This is a genomic window from Stenotrophomonas sp. STEN225, assembly GCF_056756445.1.
The window spans coordinates 60522-82638 of sequence record NZ_JBRRBV010000008.1; the positions used below are offsets into that span (position 1 = coordinate 60522).

The following is a 22117-nucleotide window of genomic DNA, read 5'->3' on the forward strand; positions in this document are numbered from 1 at the left end:
CTCAGAGGTGGAACTGGGGTGCCGGGGCGGCACCGCGCAGGTAATCGATATCGGTCTCGAACAGGGATTCGGTGCTGCCATCGGCCTTGATCAGAAGCGCTTCCATCGCCGGCGAACGGCCCTGGATCACGAACAGGCGACCACCCGGACGCAGCCACGAGGCGAACTGTGACGGCACCACGTTGACAGCACCAGTGACACAGATCACGTCAAAGCGACGTTCGGTCTGCCACGCCAGCGCGTCAGCCACTTCCACCCGGACGTTGGTACCCAGGCCGGAGGCATCCAGCCGCGCGCGCGCGGCGGTCGCCAGTTCCGGGTCGATCTCCAGGCTCAGCACGTCGCGCGCCAGCGCGCCGATGCAGGCGGCCAGGAAGCCGCTGCCCGTGCCGATCTCCAGCACTTCGTCACCCGGTTGCAGGTCCAGCGCCTGCAGGGTACGGCCCTCGATGACGGGCTTCATCATCTTCTGGCCATTGCCGATCGGCAGTTCAACATCGGCGTAGGCCAGTGCCCGGTGCGCGTCGGCGACAAAGGCCTCGCGCGGCAGGCGGGCCAGGACGTCGAGCACCTTGATGTCCAGCACGTCCCAGGGACGGATCTGCTGTTCCACCATCAGTTCGCGGGCGTGGGCGTAATCAATCGTCATGAGGTTCAAATCCAGCGCAGTGGGCCGGCCATTTTACCGGTGCCGGAGGCCGGCGGCGCGCCCAGAGCATCCGCTGCCGGGGGGCCGGGGTCGCAGTGCCGGAAGTCATCGCGACCACCGGTTCGTTCAGCTTTGCCGTTTCAGCCGGTTCCGGCTCCTCCGGGCGCATAGGCGCGCAGGAAGAAGTCGACGCTGGCCGCCACGTGGGTGACAGGATCGATCTCCACCGATGACAGTGGCATGCCGCACATCATATGCATGTGCACTTCACCCTTGACCAGGGTCAGGAACTGCTGCCCGGCCAGGTGATGGTCGGGAATCTGCAGCTCGCCCCGCTCGCTGCGCGAGCGCAGGAAGTCGGCCAGCGCCTCGCAGGTGCGCTCGGGCCCGGCCTGCCAGAACAGCTCACGCAGGCGTTCGTCGGTCTCCGGGGCCATCATCACCCGTTGGATCGAGATCGCCGCGTCGGAGGTGATCAGCTTGAAGAAGGCCAGGCCGATCCCGATCAGCTGGTCTCGCAGTGGCCCTTCGGCGTCGGCCACGAACAGCGCATCCGGCAGCATCTCGATGCATTTGGACTGCACGGCCTCGGAGAACAGGGTCTCCTTGTCGCCGAAATGGCTGTACACCGTCAGCTTCGACACGCCCGCCTGGGCAGCGATGCTGTCCATGCTCACACCGGTATAGCCCTGTTCGATGAACAGGGTCTTGGCCGCCTCGAGGATCGCCGCGCGCTTGCCAAGATCCTTGGGACGCCCGGGTCCGGCGGCCTTGGCAGCAGGCTTGGCCGACGGCTTGCGGGAAGTGGAAGAACTCATTGCGGTAATACTAGACCAAGCGGTTCGATATTTATACTATACCGGCCAGTTTACTAAATTGGGCCGGACGTTGCGGCTCCCCTGCTGAACTCAGTGTTGTCAGGACGTTGACCGATGAAGATCGTGCGCTGGATGGGCGGTATCGTGTGGGTGGCTGCGTTGGCAGCCTGTTCGGGACAGGAGCAGGCGCCACCGGCGGCCGTGCCGGTGCTGGTGGTGCATCCCGGCGAGCAGGTCGGGCAGGCGCCGGCGGCGTTTCCCGGTACGGTCCGGGCACGCCAGGAGAGCCCGCTGTCGTTCCGCGTCGGCGGCAACCTGGTCAAGCGCCACGTGGACGCCGGCCAACGGGTGAAGAAGGGGGACGTGCTGGCCGAGCTGGATGTCGCCGACTTCGCCCTGCAGGCGCGTGCCTCGCAGGCGCAGCTGGCTGCGGCCGAAGCCGATCTGGTACGTGCCCGCGACGATCTCAAGCGCTACCAGGTGCTGGCCGACCAGCAGCTGGTCAGCCGCTCGCAGCTGGATCAGCAGTCTGCCGCGTTCAAGGCCGCGCAGGGCCAGGCCAACGCGGCCCGGGCCAACCTGGACGTGCTGCGCAACCAGGCCGGCTACGCCCAGCTGCGTGCGCCGGCCGATGGTGTGATCGCCAGCCGTGAGGCGGAAGCCGGGCAGGTGGTGGCCGCGGGCCAGACCATCTTCAACCTGGCCGCAGACGGTGGCCGCGAAGTGCTGATCGACCTGCCGGAAGCCACCATCCGCGACTACGCGGTAGGCCAGCCGGTGGAAGTGGAGTTGTGGAACCGCCCGGGGCAGCGCCTGCCCGGCACGATCCGCGAGATCGCCGCCGCCGCCGATCCGCAGGCGCGGACCTACGCAACCCGGGTCAGCCTGCCCGCCGATGCACTGGCCGATGTCGAGCTGGGGCAGAGCGCGCGCGTGTTCAGCAGCGCCGGCCGCCACGGCACCCTGCAGCTGCCGATGGCCGCTCTCCAGCGCGGTGCAGGTGGCGCAACCAGTGTGTGGGTGGTGGACCCGGCCAGCAGCACGTTGAAATCGGTCACCGTCAGCACGGGCGCCTATGGCATCGACGCCGTGCCGGTGCTGTCCGGCGTGGACGCCGACGACTGGGTGGTGGCTGCGGGCGGCCATCTGCTGCGATCCGGCCAGAAGGTCGTGGCGGTGGACCGGCAGAATCGCCCGGTGCTGAAGCCCGCAGCGCCGGCTGCCGCACCGAAGGCGAAGGAGTAAGCCTGTGCGCCGTTTCAATCTATCCGAATGGGCGCTGGGCAACCGCGCGCTGGTGCTGTTCGCCATGCTCGCCTTCGCCCTCATCGGCGCCTGGTCGTACAAGCATCTGGGCCAGTCCGAGGATCCGCCGTTCACCTTCAAGGTGATGGTGGTACGCACGATGTGGCCGGGCGCGACCGCCGAGCAGGTCTCGCGCCAGGTGACCGAGCCGATCGAGAAGGCGCTGCTCAACACCGGGCAGTACGAGTTCATCCGCTCGTATTCGCGCCCGGGCGAGTCGCAGGTGATCTTCGCGGCCAAGGACAGCCTGCGCTCCAAGGCCATTCCGGACCTGTGGTACCAGGTGCGCAAACGCGTGGGCGACATCAAGCCGAACCTGCCGCGCGAAATCGTCGGTCCGTTCTTCAACGATGAGTTCGGCGACACCTTCGGCAACATCTACGCGCTGACCGGGCAGGGCTTCGACTACGCCGTGATGCGTGACTACGCCGATCGCATCCAGCTGGAACTGCAGCGGGTGCCGGACGTGGGCAAGATCGAGCTGCAGGGCCTGCAGGACGAGAAGGTCTGGATCGAGCTGTCCAACACCAAGCTGGCCACGCTGGGCGTGTCGCTGCAGCAGGTGCAGCAGGCGCTGGCCGACCAGAACGCGATCAGCGCCACCAGCTTCTTCGAGACCCCGACCGATCGCGTGCAGCTGCGCGTGACCGGCCAGTTCCAGAGCATCGATGACATCCGTCGCTTCCCGATCCAGGCCGGCGACCGTACGGTGCACCTGGGCGATATCGCCGAGATCAAGCGCGGCTTCGCCGATCCGGCGTCGCCGAAGATGCGCTTCATGGGTGAGGATGCGATCGGCATTGCGGTCGCGATGAAAGACGGTGGCGACATCCTGAAGCTGGGCTCCACGCTGGATGCCGAGTTCGAGCGCCTGCAGAAGACGCTGCCGGCGGGCATGCACCTGCGCAAGGTCTCCGACCAGCCGCATGCGGTGGAAGAGTCGGTGGGTGAGTTCGTGCAGGTGCTGACCGAAGCGGTGGTGATCGTGCTGCTGGTGAGCTTCTTCTCGCTGGGCCTGCGTACGGGCCTGGTGGTGGGCGTGACCATTCCGCTGGTGCTGGCGATGACCTTCTTCGTCATGCACTACTTCGATATCGGCTTGCACAAGATCTCGCTGGGCGCGCTGGTGCTGGCGCTGGGCCTGCTGGTGGACGATGCGATCATCGCGGTGGAGATGATGGCCACCAAGATGGAACAGGGCTACGACCGCCTGCGCGCGGCCAGCTTCGCCTGGGAATCCACGGCGTTCCCGATGCTCACCGGTACGCTGATCACGGCGGCAGGTTTCCTGCCGATCGCCACGGCGGCGTCAAGCACCGGTGAGTACACCCGTTCGCTGTTCCAGGTGGTGACCATCGCACTGGTGGTGTCATGGATTGCGGCGGTGCTGTTCATTCCGTACCTGGGTGACAAGATGCTGCCGGATCTGTTCAATCCGCAGCTGCCCAAGCCGGACAGCCTGGCCGGTCGCTGGCGTGCGAAGCGCCTGGCCTGGGCCGATCGCCATCCGGCGCTGCTGCGCTGGGTCGCACCGAAGGAGCATGCACACGACCACGATCCGTACCAGCGGCCGTTCTACACGCGTTTCCGCCGTTTCCTGGACATGTGCCTGCGCCACCGCTGGTGGGTGATCGCAGCAACGTTGGCCCTGTTCGTGTTCTCGTTGCTGATGTTCCGCTTCGTGCCGCAGCAGTTCTTCCCGGATTCGACCCGCCCGGAACTGATGGTGGATATCGAACTGGCTGAAGGCGCGTCGCTGCAGGCCACGCAGGCGCAGGCCAGCAAGCTGGAAAAGCTGCTGAAGGGCCGTGAGGGCATCGCCAACTACGTGGCCTATGTGGGTACCGGTTCGCCGCGCTTCTACCTGCCGCTGGACCAGCAGCTGCCGGCGACCAACTTCTCGCAGTTCGTGGTGCTCACCGAAGACGCCAAGGCGCGCGAGGCCACGCGCGATTGGCTGCTGAAGGACGTGATCCCGCAGTTCCCGGATGTGCAGATGCGCGTGACGCGGCTGGAGAACGGTCCGCCGGTGGGCTACCCGGTGCAGCTGCGGATCTCCGGCGAGCACATCGAGCAGGTGCAGGCGATCGCACGCCAGGTACAGGACAAGGTGCGGGAGAACCCGCATGTGATGAACGTGAACCTGGACTGGAGCGAGCCGAGCAAGGTCGTGCGGCTGGTGCTGGACCAGGACCGTGCGCGCGCGCTGGGCGTGAGCAGTGCGCAGGTGAGCCAGCTGCTGGGCACTTCGCTGTCGGGCATGAGCGTGAGCACCTATCGCGAGGGCAACCGCCTGATCGAGATGCTGCTGCGGGGTCCGGAGAACGAGCGCGTGCAGCTGGGCATGCTGGGCAGCCTGGCCATTCCCACCGCCAATGGCACGTCGGTGACGCTCTCGCAGGTGGCGCGCCTGGAGTACGTGTTCGAGGACGGCATCATCTGGCATCGCAACCGCCTGCCGACCGTGACCGTGCGTGCCGATATCAGCGACGGCAGCCAGGCGCTGGACGTGGTGCAGCAGATCCTGCCGACGCTGGATAGCATCCGCGCTGCACTGCCGAGCGGTTACCTGCTGGAAACCGGCGGAACGGTGGAGGATTCGGCACGTGGCCAGGACTCGATCAAGGCAGGCATGCCGTTGTTCCTGATCGTGGTCGCAACGCTGCTGATGCTGCAGCTGCGCAGCTTCTCGCGTGCGGCGATGGTGCTGGTGACGGCACCGCTGGGCATCATCGGCGCGACCTTGTTCCTGCTGCTGTTCCGTGCACCGTTCGGGTTCGTGGCGCTGCTGGGCACGATCGCGCTGGCCGGCATGATCATGCGCAACTCGGTGATCCTGATCGACCAGATCCAGCAGGACATCGATGCCGGGCATGATCGCTGGCATGCGATCATCGACGCGACGGTGCGGCGTTTCCGCCCGATCGTGCTGACCGCCCTGGCGGCGGTGCTGGCGATGATTCCGCTGTCGCGCAGCGCGTTCTATGGCTCGATGGCGATCTCGATCATGGGCGGGTTGATCGTGGGTACCGTGCTGACCCTGGTGTTCCTGCCGGCGCTGTATGCGGCGTGGTTCCGGGTGAAGCCGGATGAATCCGGGGCGTAATGCCCCCGGGTTCCAGGGCCACCGCCTCTGGCAGGTGCCAACCCTGATTGGCACGGCTCTGCTCGCGGGATCTGCTTTCTGTAGAGCCGAGCCATGCTCGGCTGCTCTTTGCGCGATGATGGAATGAGTCGAGCATGGCTCGACTCTACAGAAGCATCCACGCATGGCGTGGATCTACTGCAGTTGCAGGCCGCTCCGCAGCAGTGGCACCAGCCACTCCAGGAATACGTGCACGCGCTGTGCCCGATGCTGCCGATGCGGTTGCAGCAGGGTCACCGGCAACGGTTGTGCGACGTGCCGTGGCATCACTTCCACCAACGTGCCGGACTGCAGCTCGTCCTGCACGTCATAGCGCGGAATCTGCAGCAGTCCCAGTCCGGCCACGCAGCAGGCGATCGAGGCTTCGGCGCTGTTCACCCGCACCCAACCCTGCATGGGCAGCGTGCGCAGCTGGGTTCCGTCCTGCCATTCCCACGGTTCCACCCGCGCGGTCGTCGGCGAGGCGTAGTTCACCGCCCGGTGCTGCTGCAGGTCCGTCGGTTGCTGCGGGACGCCGTACGCGCGCAGGTAGGACGGCGCGGCCACGTTGACGAAGTCCAGCGTGCCCAGCGTGCGCGAAACCAGGCTGGAATCGCCCAGCTGGCCGACCCTCAACACCGCATCGCAGCCTTCCTCGATCAGGTTCACTGCGCGGTCGGTCATGCCCAGATCCACCTCCACCTGTGGGTAACGGGCGAAGAAGTCAGGCAGCGCCGGTGCCACGATGCGCCTGCCGATGCGGCTGGGTACGTCGATCCTCAGCAGGCCGACCGGCTGCGCGTCCTCCTGGCGGAACAGCGATTCGGCATCTTCGACCTCGGCGATCAGGCGCAGGCAGCGGGCGTGGAACACATCGCCATCGTGGGTGGTGGAGACGCGTCGCGTCGAGCGTTGCAACAGGCGCGTGCCCAGCCGCTGCTCCAGTTCGGCGACCGCCGCCGATACCGTGGAACGGGGCAGTCCGAGCTGATCGGCGGCGCGGGTGAAGCTGGCGCACTCCACCACCCGGCTGAAGATGCGGAAGCGGTCGATCCGATCCATTGTTCGCTCGTTCTGGAAAGTTAAGTCAATGTTGCGGGCTTTATCCGCATTTTCCGCACGATATCGTCATTGGGGCAGGGTTGCCATCCCGGACAGCCCCACTCCGAGACCGAAGCCATGACCGACCACTCCCTCAAGGGCAAGACCGTGCTGATCGCAGGCGGTGCCAAGAACCTCGGTGGCCTGCTCGCCCGCGATTTCGCCGCCCACGGCGCCGGGGCCATCGTCATCCATTACAACAGCGACGCCAGCCAGGCCGACGCCGAAGCGACCGTCGCGGCGGTCCAGGCCGCGGGAAGCAAGGCCGTGGCGCTGCAGGGCGACCTGACCTCCGCTGCCGCGATGGAGCGCCTGTTCGCCGACGCTCTCGCAGCCGTCGGCCGTCCCGATGTCGCCATCAATACCGTCGGCAAGGTCCTGAAGAAGCCGCTGCTGGAGATCAGCGAAGCGGAGTACGACGAGATGAGCGCGGTGAATGCCAAGGCGGCGTTCTTCTTCCTCAAGGAGGCCGGCCGTCACGTCAATGATGGTGGCCGCATCTGCACCCTGGTGACGTCGCTGCTGGGCGCCTACACGCCGTTCTACTCCAGCTATGCAGGCACCAAGGCGCCGGTGGAGCACTTCACCCGCGCGGCATCGAAGGAGTTCGGCGAGCGGGGCATCTCGGTGACCGCGATCGGTCCCGGGCCGATGGACACGCCGTTCTTCTATCCTGCCGAGAGTGCCGATGCGCAGGCGTATCACAAGACCGCGGCGGCGCTGTCCGCGTTCACCCGCACCGGTCTGACCGACATTGCCGATATCGTGCCGTGGATCCGTTTCCTGGTCACCGACGGCTGGTGGATGACCGGGCAGACGGTGCTGGTCAACGGTGGCTACACCACCAAATAACCGGGCCACGCCGGGCGCGGCTCCACCGCACTGCACCTGTGGCGCCGGGCCATGCCCGGCTCATGCAACAGCCATCGGGCATGGCTCGACGCTACAGGTGCCGCCCGGCGGGTCAGCCCAGCTTCGCCAGCACGGCGTCGGTCGCCGCCGCCGTGCTCACGGCCTGGCCCTTTGCAGCCAGATCAGCAGTGAACACGCCATCATCCAGCACCGCGTGCACGGCCGCCTCCACAGCCGCCGCTTCGGCATCCAGGCCCAGCGAGTGGCGCAGCAGCATGGCCGCGCTGAGGATCGTCGCGTAGGGGTTGGCGATGCCCTTGCCGGCGATGTCCGGTGCCGAACCGTGGATCGGCTCGTAGATGCCGACCGCACCCGGTTCTCCCAGTGATGCCGACGGCAGCAGGCCCAGTGAGCCGGCCAGCATCGAGGCCTCGTCGGTGAGGATGTCGCCGAACATGTTTTCGGTCACGATCACGTCGTATTCGCGTGGCTTGGCCAGCAGGTGCATCGCCATCGAATCGACCAGCTGGTGTTCCAGCGCGACGTCCGGGAACTCCTCGCGGCCGATGCGGGCGGCGACGTCGCGCCACAGGCGGGACGTCTCCAGCACGTTGGCCTTGTCCACCGAGGTCACCTTGCCTCGGCGCTGCTGTGCCAGGCGGAACGCGCTGCGCAGCACGCGCTCGATTTCGGCCACGGTGTAGCGGCAGAGGTCGCTGGCGCTGTCGGCATCGCGGGTCTTGTCGCCGAAGTAGATGCCGCCGGTCAGTTCGCGTACCACCACGAAGTCCACGCCCTTGAGCAGTTCGGCCTTGATCGGCGATGCCCCCAGGGCGGCATCATGGGTACGCACCGGCCGCAGGTTGGCGTACAGGCCCAGCGCCTTGCGGATCGCCAGCAGGCCCTGCTCGGGGCGCACCTTGGCGTTCGGGTCGGACCACTTCGGTCCACCCACTGCACCCAGCAGCACGGCATTCGCGGCCTGGCATGCGGCGAGGGTGGCGGCGGGCAGGGGCTCGCCATGGCGATCGATGGCGATGCCACCGATATCGTGCTCGCTGAACGTGAAGGTGTGGTTGAAGCGTTCGCCGATGGCTTTCAGGACCGCAACCGCAGCGGCGGCCACTTCCGGGCCGATGCCATCACCGGGGAGTACAACGATCTCAGCGTGCATGCTCACTCTCGTAACGTTCGATGTCAGGGACGCGGCCCAGCAGATAACCCAGTTGATCGACGCCTTCCAGCAGACAGGTCTGCGAGAAGCCATCCAGCGGGAAGGAGTAGACCCGGCCATCCGGCGTACGCAGCTCGCGTGCCGCCACGTCGATGGTCAGTTCGTCGTCGGGGCGCTGCATCAGCGCCTGAACGTCGGCTTCGTCCAGGACAATCGGCAGCAGGCCGTTCTTCAGTGAGTTGCCACGGAAGATGTCGGCGATCTCGCTGCTGACGATGGCGCGCAGGCCCAGGTCGGTCAGCGCCCACGGCGCGTGCTCGCGCGAGGAACCACAGCCGAAGTTGCGGCCCGCCAGCAGGATGCTGCGGCCGGCGTTGTGCGGCTGGTTGAAGGCGAAATCGGCCACCGGCGAACCGTCGGACTGCCAGCGCCAGTCATTGAACGCGTTGCGGCCCAGTCCGGCACGCTCGGTGGTGGACAGGAACCGGGCCGGAATGATCTGGTCGGTGTCGATGTTGGTCTGGCGCAGCACGACGCTGGACGAGGTCAAGGTGCGGAAACCGGCCATTACGCCACCTCCTGCGCGAACAGTTCGCGGGTATCGGCCACGTGGCCCTTCACCGCCGCCCAGGCGGCGCTCATCGGCGAGGCCAGCAGTGTGCGCGAGCCCGGCCCCTGGCGGCCCTCGAAATTGCGGTTGCTGGTACTCACTGCCAGTTGGCCGGGGGCGACCAGATCACCATTCATGGCGATGCACATCGAGCAGCCCGGCTCGCGCCATTCGGCACCGGCTGCACGCACGATCTCATCGATGCCCTCCGCTTCGGCCTGGCGCTTGACGATCTCCGAGCCCGGTACCACCAGCATGCGCACGCGCTCGGCGACGCGGCGGCCACGCAGCACCTGTGCCACTTCGCGCATGTCGCTGAGGCGGCCGTTGGTGCACGAACCGACGAACACGACATCGACCGGCGTGCCGGCCAGTGCCTGGCCGGCCTGGAAGTGCATGTAGTCCAGGCCCTTCTGCGCGGCGGCGTCGTTGGCCGCAGGAATCGGCACATCGACCGCGATGGCGGTGCCGGGATGCGTGCCCCAGGTCAAGGTCGGACGGATGTCGGCTGCATCGATGTGGACTTCGCTGTCGAAGCGCGCGCCTTCATCGCTGCGCAGTTCCTGCCAACGGGCCACGGCCGCCTCGAAATCGGCGCCCTTGGGGCCGCGTGGCGTGTTGGCGACGAAATCGAAGGTGACCTGGTCCGGTGCCACCATGCCCGCGCGCGCGCCGGCCTCGATGGACATGTTGCACAAGGTCATGCGCTGCTCCATGTCCATCGCTTCGATGGTGCTGCCACGGAACTCGATCACATGGCCGGTGCCGCCGTTGACGCCGATCACACCGATGATGTGCAGGACCACGTCCTTCGCGCCGACGCCCGGCGCCAGGGGACCGTCGACCGTGATTGCCAGCGTCTTCGCCTTCCGCTGCAGCAGGCACTGTGTTGCCAGCACATGACCCACTTCGCTGGTGCCGATGCCGAAGGCCAGCGAGCCGAACGCACCATGGGTGGAGGTATGGCTGTCGCCGCAGACGATGGTCATGCCGGGCTGGGTGAAACCCTGCTCGGGCGCGATGACATGGACGATGCCCCGGTTGTCCGAGCTCATGTCGAACAGTTCGATGCCGTGCTCGCTGCAGTTGCGCGCAAGCGTGGCGACCTGCGCCTCGGAGGCGGCGCTGGCGTACGGCAGCCGGCCGTCGGCGGTGGCCGGCAGGGTCGGCGTGGAATGATCCATCGTCGCCTTGGTGCGGTCCGGCCGGCGTGGGCGGAGACCGCGTTCGCGCAGCTCGGTGAACGCCTGCGGCGAGGTCACCTCGTGGATCAGGTGCAGGTCGATGTACAGCACCGCAGGGGCGCTGTCGGATTCGGGAACGACCACGTGGGCGTCCCACAGTTTGTCGTACAGGGTGCGGGGTGCGGAGGTCATGCGGTTGCCTGGCAGAAGTACGATTGAACGAACATCGGGAAATAACGGGAAAGGGTCAAGTCAACGGCGGCGCGCGAGTACGCGCAGGCGCACGTAGTCAGCCAGCGGCTGGCCCGCCGCGTTGCGGGGCAGGTCGGCCAGCAGGGCCGCGGCGGCCTCGCGAACGGTGGCACGGGCCTCGACCGGCAGGTCGTCCAGCAGCGGGGCGGCGAACACCCGCAGCCATCCTGCCACGCCGGTCGGCAGTGCGGTGGGGCGCGGCAGGCATTCGATCAGCTGCACCTGGAAGCCGTGCTGGCGCAGGCGGTCGGCATAGGCGTCGGCGGTCGGGAAATACCACTGGAAACCGCTGGCGCCATGGCCATGCGCAGCACGTGCGGCCTGCACCGCGGCGATGATGGTCGCCACGTTGCCATGGCCACCGAACTCGGCCACGAAGCGGCCGCCGGGACGCAGTGCACGGCGCACGCCTTCCAGCACGGCGTCGGGGTGGCGCATCCAATGCAGCGCGGCGTTGCTGAACACCGCGTCGAACGCGCTGTCGAAGGACAGGGCATGGCCGTCCATCACCTGCGCATCGACGCCGCGCGCGCGCGCGGCGATCACCAGTTCCGGCGACGCGTCCACGCCGTGGATGCGTGCACCGCTCAACGCCAATTCACTGCTGAGCACCCCATCGCCACAGCCCAGATCGAGGATGTGCTCACCGGCGCGCGGGTCGAGCAGGCGCGACACCGCGCCGCCGAGCAGCGGCACGAAGCCGGCATCGATCGCATAGTCCTGGGCGTTCCACTGCTGGCCCGCCGTAGCGGACGTGGTCGTGTCGAAGGCGCTCATGTCAGGTTTCTCAGGCGGTGGCAGGGGTGGCGGTTTCGCTGACGCTGCTGGCAGCAGCCTGGCGTTGGCGCAGCAGCCGGTTGGCAACGTCCAGCCAGGCCAGCGCGGAGGCTTCGATGATGTCCTTGCTGGTGCCGGTGCCGTCGTATTCGATGCCGTCGTGGCGCACGCTCAGGTTGGCCTCGCCGCGTGCATCGGCACCGATGCCGACGCTGTGCACGTGATAGCTGTCGAGCATCAGCTGCACGCCGGTGGCGGCCGACAACGCGCCGAACAGCGCATCCACCGGGCCATCGCCCTGCGCGGTCTCGGCCACGCGGTTGCCGTCCGGGTCGGACAGCTCGACCAGTGCATTGGCGCGACTGCCGACATCGCTGATGGTCATCGAGGCCAGGCGATAGCCCTGTGCATTGGCGCCGCCCTGCATCAAGGTCTGCAGATCGGCATCGGTGACCACCCGCTGCTGCTCGCACAGGCCCTTGAACTGTTCGAACACCAGCTTCAGCTCTTCTTCGTCCAGCCAGAAGCCCAGTGCACGCAGGCGCGCTTCGACGGCGGCACGGCCACTGTGGCGGCCCAGCACCATCTGCGAATCCTCCCAGCCCACGTCTTCCGGGCGCATGATTTCGTAGGTGCCGCGATGGCGCAGCATGCCATGCTGGTGGATGCCCGATTCATGGGCAAAGGCATTGGCGCCGACGATGGCCTTGTTGCGCTGCACCGGCATGCCGACCAGGCGCTGCAGCAGCTGCGAGGTGCCGACGATGCGCGGGGTGTTGATCGCGGTGTCCTGCTCGTAGAAGGCCTGGCGCACCTTCAGCGCCATCGCGATTTCTTCCAGTGAGCAGTTGCCGGCGCGTTCACCGATGCCGTTGACGGTGCACTCGACCTGGCGGGCGCCGCCCTCGATGGCGGCCAGGGAGTTGGCCACAGCCAGTCCCAGGTCGTTGTGGCAGTGCGCGCTGAAGATCACGTTGGCGGCATTGGGCACGTCGGCCACGCCGGCAATGACCTGCTGGAACATCGCGCGGATTTCCTCCGGCGTGGTGAAGCCGACGGTGTCGGGCAGGTTGATGGTGGTGGCGCCGGCGGCGATGGCCACGCGCGAGACCTCGATCAGGTAGTCCAGCTCGGTGCGGGTGGCATCTTCGGCCGAGAATTCGACATCGTCGATGTAGGAACGGGCCAGCGATACATGCTTGCGTACCGACTCCAGCACCTGCTCGCGGGTCATCCGCAGCTTGTGCTCGCGGTGCAGCGGGCTGGTCGACAGGAACACGTGCAGGCGCGGGTTGGCCGCGGCTTCCAGGGCACGTGCCGAGGTCTCGATATCGGTCTGCAGGCAGCGCGACAGCACGGCCAGGCTCAGGCCCGAACGGCGCAGTTCGCGGCCGATCAGGGCCATCGCTTCGCGGTCGGACTGCGAGCTGGCCGGGAAGCCGGTCTCGATGATGTCCACGCCCAGTTCGTCCAGCGCACGCGCCATCACCAGCTTCTGCGGTGGGCTCATGCTGCAGCCGGGGGACTGCTCGCCGTCACGCAGGGTGGTGTCGAAGATGCGGATGCGCGGGGTGGTAATTCGTTCGATGGTGGTCACAGGGAGATCTCCTCGACAACAGGTGCAACGGCGTGCAGGGGGGAAGGGGGGGCAGCGGTGGTGGGCGTGACGCCGGTCCGTGCCGGCGGGCGGGGCGTCTCGGCGCGACGCCGGCGCGGCTTGCGCGGCGGGCGTGGGCGGATGTCGGTCAGCAGGCCGGCCAGCACGCCGGCATCGATGTTGCCGCCGGAGACCACGGCGCACTTGCGGCGCCCGGCGATGCGTCGACCAGCAGCCAGTGCCAGCGCGCCCGCGCCTTCGGCGATGATGTGTTCTTCCAGTGCCAGCCGCACCAGCGTTTCACGCAGTTCGGCCTCGCGCACGATCACCACGTCGTCCAGCAGCGAACTGCACAGGCGACGGGTCAGGAAGCCGGGGATCTTCACCCGCACGCCATCGGCCAGCGATGCCACCGGGGCGATCTCGCGGACATCGCCGTGGATCGCACGGGCCATCGAGTCCACGCCTTCCACCTGCGCACCAATCACGCGCACGCCCTGCGACTTGAGCGCCAGGGCGACGCCGGCGGCCAGGCCGCCACCGCCGATCGGTACGATCACCACGTCCGGCGCGTGCGCGGCCAGCTCGATGCCGACCGTCCCCTGGCCGGCGATCACGTCGGCGTCGTCGAAGGCGGACAGGAAGCGATAGCCATGACGCTGCGCCAGTTCGACGGCGAAGGCGCAGGCCTCGTCATAACTGTTGCCGTGCTGGCGTACGGTGGCACCCCAATGGGCGACACCGGCGATCTTGGTTGCCGGTGCACCGTGCGGCATCACGGTGATCGCGGGGACATCCAGCCGGTAGGCGGCCCAGGCAACGCCCTGGGCGTGATTGCCTGCCGAGGCGCAGATCACCGGGCGGCTGTCACCGCGCTCGCGGCCGGCCAGCAGGGCGTTCAACGCTCCGCGCACCTTGTAGGAGCCGGTCCGCTGCAGATTCTCCAGCTTCAGCCAGGTGCCGAAGCGTTCGGCATGATGCAGTGGGGTGGGCGGCAGGAAGCGGCGCAGGCGCGCCTGCGCGGCCAGGACATCGGCGACGCTTACGTCGCCGACATCACTTTCCTTGCTGGTATCAGCGGCCGGCATGGGCCACCGGTGCGGTGTGCGCGACCACCGCATGCGGGTACGGGCGGCGAAGAAGACGCCTCCGTACCGGCACCGTGGTCACAACGGTACGGGTGTTCATTGCGATACTCCTTCGATGCTGCTGTCTACCGGCGTCAGCTCCACCGATACGCAGTCGTAGATCTTTTCGATCTGCCGGCACAGCGTCTCCGCCGGCCGCTGGCCGTCCACGACCAGCTGCAGGTGCCAGCGCCCGTCATCGGCGGCGTCCGGAGCACCGCTGATCGAACGCGGCGCGAAGCCACGGCGCTCGGCCATGCCGATCACGCGCAGCAGCGCGCCTTCGGCCGGCTGCAGCACCAGGTCAAGCCGGTATTGCATTGGGAGTCTCCTGGCGGGCATGGGCTGGATTGCTTTCCAGCATGGTGCTGTTGGCGGTGTTCGGCGGCACCAGCGGCCACACGTTGGCGCGCGCGTCGATGGCCACGTGCAGCAACGCCGGGCCCGGCTCGGCCAGCAGCGCGGCCAGGCCGCCTTCGACGTCATCGCGCGAATCGATGCGGCTGGCGGCGATGCCGAACACCTGGGCCAGGGCGACGAAATCCGGGTTGTCGGACAGATCGATCTCGCTGTAGCGCTCAGCGAAGAACAGCTCCTGCCACTGCCGGACCATGCCCAGCGAGCTGTTGTCCAGCAGCACGATCTTCACCGGCAGGCGGCACCGGGCGATGGTCGCCAGCTCCTGCACGTTCATCATGAAGCTGCCATCGCCGGACACCAGCACCACGGTGCGCTCCGGGCAGGCAAACTGCGCGCCCATCGCCGCCGGCAGGCCGAAGCCCATCGTGCCCAGCGCGCCGCTGGTCAGATGGTTGCGCGGATGATTGAAGCGACAATGCTGGGCCACCCACATCTGGTGCTGGCCGACGTCGCAGGCAATCACCGTGTCGGCGGGTGCCAGTTCGCTCAGGCGCTTCAGCAGCGCTGGTGCGTAGATGTGCTGCCCTGGCGCGTCGTAGCGGGCGGCGAAGCGGTCGCGATGCTGCGCACAGCGGCTGCGCCATGCGTCCTGATGGGCCCTGGGGGAGGGGAAGGCCGCATGCAGGGCACGGATGGCGTGGCCGACATTGCCGGGCACGGCGACGTCGGCGCTGCGCAGCTTGGAGATCTCGTACGCATCGGCATCGATATGGACCACGCGCGCGAACGGAGCGAACTCCGCCAGCTTGCCGGTGGCGCGATCATCGAACCGTGCGCCCAGCACCAGCAGCAGATCGCTTTCCTGCACCGCCATGTTGGCTGCGCGGGTGCCGTGCATGCCCAGCATGCCCAGCGACTGCGGATGGTGTGCCGGCAGAGCACCCAGTCCACGCAGGGTCATCACCGTGGGAATGCCACTGGCCTCGACGAAATCGCGCAGGTCCTGCACTGCATCGCCCAGTGCGATGCCACCGCCGGCATACACCACCGGCTTCTCCGCCGCCGCCAGCGCTGCGATGGCGGCGGCAATGGCGTCGCCGGTGGCTGCCGGCGGTGGTTCGACGCTGCTCGGCACATGCACCGGCAGGTGACTGGCATCGGCCACCTGCACGTCCTTGGGCAGGTCGATCAGCACCGGGCCGGGACGTCCTTCGCGGGCAATGCGGAAGGCATCGGCGACCACGCGGGGCAGGTCATCGACGCTGCGTACCAGCCAGCTGTGCTTGACGATCGGCATGGTCAGGCCGAACACATCCAGCTCCTGGAAGGCGTCGGTACCCAGCAGGGGCGTGCCGACCTGGCCGGTGATGCAGACCATCGGCACCGAGTCCAGCATCGCATCGGCGATACCGGTGACCAGGTTCGATGCGCCGGGGCCGGAGGTGGCCACGCAGACGCCCACTTGGCCGCTGGCGCGTGCGAAACCGTTGGCGGCCAGCGCCGCGCCCTGCTCGTGCCGCACCAGGATGTGCTTCAACGACGAATCCACCAGCGCGTCGTAGAACGGCATGATGGTGCCGCCGGGATAGCCGAACAGCGTGCGGACGCCTTCGGCCTCCAGTGCCTGGGTCAGCCAGCGCGCCCCGTTGGGTGGCGCGCTGCGGTGTGTGGAAGAGTTCATGGGGGACCTTGCAAGCGGGTGGGGGAGGGCCGCGTGGTTACGCGGCCTGTCCTTGCAACCAGACCATCTTGGCGCGCAGTTCCTTGCCTACCTTCTCGATCGGATGCTCCAGGTCGGCCTGCTTGAACCGGTTGTAGTTCGGCAGGCCCGCTTCGTACTCGGCCACCCAGTTCTTGGTGAAGGTGCCGTCCTGGATGTCCTTCAGTACTTCCTTCATGCGCTCCTTGGTGCCGGCATCGATCACCCGCGGGCCGCTGACGTAGTCGCCGTACTGCGCGGTTTCGGAGATGAATTCAAGCATGCGCGAGATGCCGCCTTCGTAGAACAGGTCCACGATCAGCTTCAGTTCGTGCAGCACTTCGTAATAGGCGATCTCGGGCTGGTAGCCGGCTTCCACCAGGGTCTCGAAACCGGCCTGTACCAGCGCCGAGGCGCCACCGCACAGCACCGCCTGCTCACCGAACAGATCGGTCTCGGTTTCTTCCTTAAAGGTGGTCTGGATCAGATTGGCGCGGGCGCCACCGAGACCGGTCGCATAGGCCTGCGCATGCTGCGCGGCCTGGCCGCTGGTGTCCTGGTAGACCGCCCAGATGCACGGAACGCCACGGCCGATCTCGTACTCGCGACGCACCAGCGCGCCCGGGCCCTTCGGTGCGACCAGCACCACGTCCAGGTCGGCGCGCGGCTCGATCATGCCGTAGTGGACATTGAGGCCGTGGGCGAACAGCAGGCACGCGCCCTGCTTCATGTTGGGCGCCAGCACGTCGTTGTAGAGCTTTTTCTGCACCATGTCCGGAGTCAGCACGGCGACCAGGTCGGCATCCTTCACCGCATCGGCGGGAGCCACGACGGTGAAGCCATCGGCCTGGGCCTTGGCTTCGGTCGGGCCGCCCGGCCGCAGGCCTACCACCACATCGAAGCCGGATTCGCGCAGGTTCAGTGCGTGGGCGCGGCCCTGGCTGCCGTAGCCGATGACGGCGATCTTGGTCTGGGGCAGGTCGTTGGTGCTCATGGGGGAGGTTCCTTGCGGTGGGAAGAAAAAAGAACGGCCGGTCGTCGAAGCGACGTACCGGCCGGTCAGGGGAAAGCGGTGGAGGAGGGGCCGCGCATCGCACAGGAACGGCCGCCACGAGGCATCGTGGTGCAGCAGGTCCGGGTTTTGCAGAAGGCGGTGGTCATGGTGGTTGCGTCTGAAACCAGGTCTTGAAATGAAAAAACCCGCACCTGGGCGGGTGCGGGTTTTTGATCGAGTTCCGGTGTGTTCTATCTGCTTACACGCTGGCTCGTCCCGCACCTGTTGGTTGGGTAATAAGTACGAGCACAAGAATCGAACGCAGCGACGCGGCGCCGATGTCGGCGGCTTCGATGTGGGTTCGCGGTGGTGTGTTGTGTTGCAGCATGTGATCGAGAGAAACACAGCTGTTTTGACGATGTCAACCCTTGTCGGGGTGATTCCAGGCACTTTCCGCTGCGTCCAGCGGAATCGCTTGTGGCGCAAGGATGGTTGCCGCTGAAAGTGTTTCGGTGAACCCGAATTCACTCCTTTCACCAAGGTTTTTGCGCGGATTTTGGGGGTTCTGCCCGCCGGGCGTGACCCGGTGCCGGCAGCGATCGCCGCGGCCGCCTCGCCCCATGACCTCTGCCCGATACCGCGTGAAGGCCGCAGCGGCGATGATCGGTGCTACCACCCTTCCATCGGAACCCGACTGTGTCCCGACGCCTTGCCCGTTCCCTGCTGGCTGCCGCCGTCCTGGCGGCCATGCCCGCGCTTTCCCTCGCTGCCGACCGCATCACCGGCCACACCTTCGCCACCCGCTCGGAAGTCATCGCGCCTCACGCCATGGCGGCCACTTCGCAGCCACTGGCCACCCAGATCGCACTGGACGTGATGAAATCCGGCGGCTCGGCGGTCGATGCCGCCATCGCCGCCAATGCTGCGCTGGGCCTGATGGAGCCGACCGGCAATGGCATCGGTGGCGATCTGTTCGCCATCGTCTGGGACCCGAAGACACAGAAGCTGTACGGCTACAACGGGTCCGGCCGCTCGCCGAAGTCGCTGACCCTGGCCGAGTTCCAGCGCCGCGGCCTGAAGGAGATCCCGGCGACCGGGCCGTTGCCGGTCTCCGTGCCGGGTGCCGTCGATGGCTGGTTCGCCCTGCATGGCCGCTTTGGCCGCAAGCCCATGGCCGACAATCTTGCGCCCGCCATCCGCTACGCGCGCGAAGGCCACCCGGTGGCCGAGGTGATCGCCTATTACTGGGATCGTTCCGTGCCACGGCTGTCGCAGTATCCCGGCTTCAAGGAACAGTTCACGGTCAACGGGCATGCCCCGCGCAAGGGCGAGATGTGGAAGAACCCGAACCTGGCCGATACGTTGCAGAAGGTGGCCGACGGCGGCCGGGATGCCTTCTACAAGGGCGAGATCGCCCACACCATCGGCGATTACTTCAAGGCCAATGGTGGCTACCTGAGCTACCAGGACATGGCCGACCACCACGGCGAGTGGGTCGAGCCGGTCAGCAGCAACTATCGCGGTTACGACGTATGGGAGTTGCCGCCGAACAGCCAGGGCATCGCCGCGCTGCAGATTCTCAACGTACTTGAAGGCTACGACTTCTCGAAGATTCCATTCGGCTCGCCCGAGCACGTGCATCTGTTCGTGGAGGCCAAGAAGCTGGCCTTCGCCGATCGTGCGCGCTTCTACGCCGACATGGCCTTCCAGCCCGCACCGGTCCAGAAGCTGATTTCCAAGGAGTATGCCGCGCAGCGGCGTGCACTGATTTCCATGGACAAGGCGTTGAAGGAAGTGCAGCCGGGCACGCCGAAGCAGCTGGAGGAGGGCGATACGATCTACATGACCGTGGCCGATGCTGACGGCATGATGGTGTCGCTGATCCAGTCGAACTACCGCGGGATGGGCAGCGGCATGGCGCCCCCGGGGCTCGGTTTCATCCTGCAGGACCGCGGCGAGATGTTCGTGCTGCAGAAGAACCATCCGAATGGCTACGCACCGGGCAAGCGCCCGTTCCAGACCATCATTCCGGCGTTCATCACCAAGGATGGAAAGCCCTATGCCAGTTTCGGCGTGATGGGCGGTGCGATGCAGCCGCAGGGCCACGCGCAGATCGTGATGAACCTGGTGGACTTCGGCATGAACCTGCAGGAGGCCGGAGATGCGCCGCGTATCCAGCATGAAGGTTCCACGGAGCCGACCGGTCAGGCCACGGCGATGACCGATGGGGGGGAGGTGAACCTGGAGACGGGCTTCCCGTACGAAACGGTGCGCGCGCTGATGCGCAAGGGGCATCGCATCGTGTTCGCCGACGGTCCGTACGGCGGGTATCAGGCGATCATGCGGGATCCGGACACGGGCGTGTACTACGGCGCGTCGGAGAGTCGGAAGGATGGGCAGGCGGCGGGGTATTGAGGTCCCGGCCACCGCGCTGAGCCCCCTCGCGGCTGATCGCCAGAGCCGATCATGGATTGGGGCGTGCGGATGGGAATGCCGGGGGACGCCGTGAACACGTCCTTGTAGGCTTGGCCGCGGCATCCATGCCGCGGACATCCCCGTCCTTCCCCCCCGCACGCCCCCCGACAATTTCCGTGCGCGTCAGCCACGGAAGTGAAAGAAGAAGATCAAAAGCAACAGCAACAGCCGCGCGCTGTGGGTTGGGGTCGGATCCGTTTTCCAGAGGAAACGGATCCGACCCCTTCGTGTTTTTCCGGCGCAGGCTGCCGAACACCCTCAATCCGAATCCTGCGCGCGCGCTGCTTCGGCCTGGGTTTCTTCCTGTGCCGCCATTTCGCGCGCGATCCACGCATCGATCATGTGCCGCTGGCGCTGTGCCTGCCGCCGCTCCCGCGTGTACTCCTGGTCCAGTACCCGGTACAGCGAGACCATCACCAGCACCATCAGCAGCGCGAATGGCAGTGCCGAGATCGTGATCATGCCCTGCAGCGCGTCGAGGCCGCCGGCCAGCAGCAACGCACCTGCGATCAGCGCGATGCCCACACCCCAGGCCAGCTTGCGCTTGGCGGGCGGGTCGCCTGCCTCGTCGGTGGACATGCTGGCCAGCACCAGCACCGCCGAGTCAGCCGAGGTCACGAAGAAGATCATCAGCAGAACCAGCGCGATGCACGACAGCAGCAATGGCAGCGGCATGCTGTCGAACAGGGTGAACAGTACGGTCTCATAGCCGTTGCCCAGCGCCTGTACCAGGTCTGCATGGCCGAAGATCTGCGACCAGATCGCGGTGCCACCGAACACCGAGAACCAGAAGAAGCCCAGCAGCGTCGGCGCCAGTACCACGCCCACCACGAACTCGCGCACGCTGCGGCCACGCGAGATGCGCGCGATGAACGAACCCACGAACGGTGCCCAGGAAATCCACCAGGCCCAGTAGAAGATCGTCCAGTCGGCGACCCACGTACTGGAGGAGAACGGTGACATGCGCAGGCTCATCGTCACCAGCTGGTTCAGGTAGGACCCCAGCGTCGTGGTGAAGGTATTGAAGATCGCGCCGGTCGGCCCGAGCACCAGGACCAGTGCCAGCAGCAGGGCGGCCAGTGCCAGGTTGAAGTTCGACAGCCATTTCACGCCGCGCTCCACGCCGCTGAGGGTGGAGGCCATGTACAGCACGAAGGCGACGGCGATGATGGTCAGCTGCAGCGGCACACCGGCATGCACGCCGAACACGCGCTGCATGCCGGCTGCGATCTGGATGGTGCCGAAGCCCAACGTGGTGGCCACACCGATTGCCGTGGCCACCACCGCGGCAATGTTGACAATTCGTCCGATCCAGCCCCGATGATGATGACCGATGATCGGCTGCAGCATGTCGCTGACCAGCCCGCGGCCGTTGCGGTTGAACTGGAACCACGCCATTGCCAGACCGATCAGCGCGTAGATCGCCCACGGATGCAGGCCCCAGTGGAAGAACGCATAGCGCATCGCTGCACGTGCGGCGTCCATGCTTTCCGGTGCCAGTCCTTCCGGCGGCTTGCTGAAGTGGGAGATCGGCTCGGCCGCCCCCCAGAACACCAGGCCGATGCCCATGCCGGCGGCGAACAGCATCGACATCCAGCTGGCCCGCGAGAATTCGGGTTCGGCGTCTTCGCCACCGATGCGCAGGTTGCCGAAGCGGCCGAACGCCAGGTACATCAGGAACACCAGCGCCAGGAACACCACCAGCAGGTACAGCCAGCCGATGCCGCGGATGAGTTCGCCGAGGATGCTCTGCACCACGGCGTTGAAGGGACCGGGTGCTACGCCGGCAAGCAGCACCAGCAACAGGACCAGTGCGATGGAAACACGAAACACCATGAAGGAGCTTCTCCGATCAAAGGGATTGAGGGAGCGAGCAAATGCTTGCAGCGAGGGGCCGGCGGCACTCGAGCGCTAGCCGGGCAGGGGCCGCGATGGCGGCGATGCGTCATCGGTCGCAGCGACACGATGCGCGTGCACGTTACTGAACGCGACGTCATGGTTGCGTTAATTCATCAATGT

Annotated in this window: 17 protein-coding genes; 4 read left to right on the plus strand and 13 right to left on the minus strand. The window is 66.7% G+C overall.

Translation table 11 applies throughout. The annotated features are described in order from the left end of the window. Position 1: 1 nt before the first annotated feature. Together ACVOJ1_RS10100 and ACVOJ1_RS10105 are read right to left on the minus strand one after the other, a co-directional pair. Positions 2–649 (minus strand): protein-L-isoaspartate O-methyltransferase family protein, encoded by a 648-nt coding sequence (locus ACVOJ1_RS10100; protein WP_053520104.1) that lies wholly within the window; start codon positions 647–649, stop codon positions 2–4. Between the two features lie 140 nt (positions 650–789). Beyond that, complete coding sequence (locus ACVOJ1_RS10105; RefSeq protein ID WP_065175109.1) at positions 790–1467, minus strand: TetR/AcrR family transcriptional regulator; 678 nt, start codon at positions 1465–1467, stop codon at positions 790–792. 114 nt (positions 1468–1581) lie between these two features. Between ACVOJ1_RS10105 and ACVOJ1_RS10110 the strand changes: the two genes are divergently transcribed. Then, positions 1582–2712, plus strand: a complete 1131-nt coding sequence (locus ACVOJ1_RS10110) for an efflux RND transporter periplasmic adaptor subunit (RefSeq protein WP_346480373.1) — start codon at positions 1582–1584, stop codon at positions 2710–2712. A gap of 4 nt (positions 2713–2716) precedes the next feature. Next, positions 2717–5878, plus strand: coding sequence for an efflux RND transporter permease subunit (locus ACVOJ1_RS10115; protein ID WP_065175107.1), 3162 nt, complete (start codon positions 2717–2719; stop codon positions 5876–5878). 174 nt (positions 5879–6052) lie between these two features. On the opposite strand, the gene ACVOJ1_RS10120 is transcribed toward ACVOJ1_RS10115, so the two are convergent. Next, a complete protein-coding gene (locus ACVOJ1_RS10120; RefSeq protein ID WP_053520100.1) occupies positions 6053–6958 on the minus strand; it encodes a LysR family transcriptional regulator in 906 nt (301 codons plus the stop codon). A gap of 117 nt (positions 6959–7075) precedes the next feature. Between ACVOJ1_RS10120 and ACVOJ1_RS10125 the strand changes: the two genes are divergently transcribed. After that, complete coding sequence (locus ACVOJ1_RS10125; RefSeq protein ID WP_277381073.1) at positions 7076–7849, plus strand: SDR family oxidoreductase; 774 nt, start codon at positions 7076–7078, stop codon at positions 7847–7849. A 112-nt stretch (positions 7850–7961) separates the two neighbouring features. On the opposite strand, the gene leuB is transcribed toward ACVOJ1_RS10125, so the two are convergent. The 9 genes from leuB to ilvC all read right to left on the minus strand — a co-directional run bounded on the left by leuB (position 7962) and on the right by ilvC (position 17623). Next, on the minus strand, positions 7962–9023 hold the full coding sequence (leuB, locus tag ACVOJ1_RS10130; RefSeq protein ID WP_065175105.1) for a 3-isopropylmalate dehydrogenase: 1062 nt from the start codon (positions 9021–9023) through the stop codon (positions 7962–7964). Then, a complete protein-coding gene (gene leuD / locus ACVOJ1_RS10135; RefSeq protein WP_053520097.1) occupies positions 9013–9591 on the minus strand; it encodes a 3-isopropylmalate dehydratase small subunit in 579 nt (192 codons plus the stop codon). Before leuD ends, leuB begins: the two co-directional genes overlap by 11 nt. Next, entirely contained in the window at positions 9591–11009 is a 1419-nt protein-coding gene (leuC, locus tag ACVOJ1_RS10140) for a 3-isopropylmalate dehydratase large subunit (protein WP_065181714.1), read from the minus strand. The genes leuD and leuC overlap by 1 nt, the downstream gene beginning before the upstream one ends. 60 nt (positions 11010–11069) lie before the next feature. After that, on the minus strand, positions 11070–11846 hold the full coding sequence (locus ACVOJ1_RS10145; RefSeq protein WP_111186152.1) for a class I SAM-dependent methyltransferase: 777 nt from the start codon (positions 11844–11846) through the stop codon (positions 11070–11072). A gap of 10 nt (positions 11847–11856) precedes the next feature. Beyond that, positions 11857–13443, minus strand: a complete 1587-nt coding sequence (locus ACVOJ1_RS10150) for a 2-isopropylmalate synthase (RefSeq protein ID WP_346480374.1) — start codon at positions 13441–13443, stop codon at positions 11857–11859. Continuing rightward, positions 13440–14531 carry a threonine dehydratase gene (locus tag ACVOJ1_RS10155; RefSeq protein WP_053520293.1) on the minus strand — a complete coding sequence of 364 codons (1092 nt, stop codon included), beginning with the start codon at positions 14529–14531 and terminating at the stop codon, positions 13440–13442. Before ACVOJ1_RS10155 ends, ACVOJ1_RS10150 begins: the two co-directional genes overlap by 4 nt. A gap of 96 nt (positions 14532–14627) precedes the next feature. Continuing rightward, positions 14628–14891, minus strand: a complete 264-nt coding sequence (locus ACVOJ1_RS10160; RefSeq protein ID WP_053520294.1) for an ACT domain-containing protein — start codon at positions 14889–14891, stop codon at positions 14628–14630. After that, positions 14875–16611, minus strand: coding sequence for an acetolactate synthase 2 catalytic subunit (gene ilvG, locus ACVOJ1_RS10165; protein WP_065181710.1), 1737 nt, complete (start codon positions 16609–16611; stop codon positions 14875–14877). Before ilvG ends, ACVOJ1_RS10160 begins: the two co-directional genes overlap by 17 nt. 37 nt (positions 16612–16648) lie before the next feature. Next, positions 16649–17623: a ketol-acid reductoisomerase gene (gene ilvC / locus ACVOJ1_RS10170; RefSeq protein ID WP_053520296.1), complete on the minus strand. Its 975-nt coding sequence runs from the start codon at positions 17621–17623 to the stop codon at positions 16649–16651. Between the two features lie 696 nt (positions 17624–18319). Here ilvC and ggt point away from each other — a divergent pair. After that, entirely contained in the window at positions 18320–20038 is a 1719-nt protein-coding gene (ggt, locus tag ACVOJ1_RS10175) for a gamma-glutamyltransferase (RefSeq protein WP_053520297.1), read from the plus strand. A gap of 318 nt (positions 20039–20356) precedes the next feature. Here the strand turns inward: ggt and ACVOJ1_RS10180 are convergent, their stop codons facing one another. Next, positions 20357–21934: a BCCT family transporter gene (locus tag ACVOJ1_RS10180; RefSeq protein ID WP_053519166.1), complete on the minus strand. Its 1578-nt coding sequence runs from the start codon at positions 21932–21934 to the stop codon at positions 20357–20359. Positions 21935–22117 lie beyond the last annotated feature (183 nt).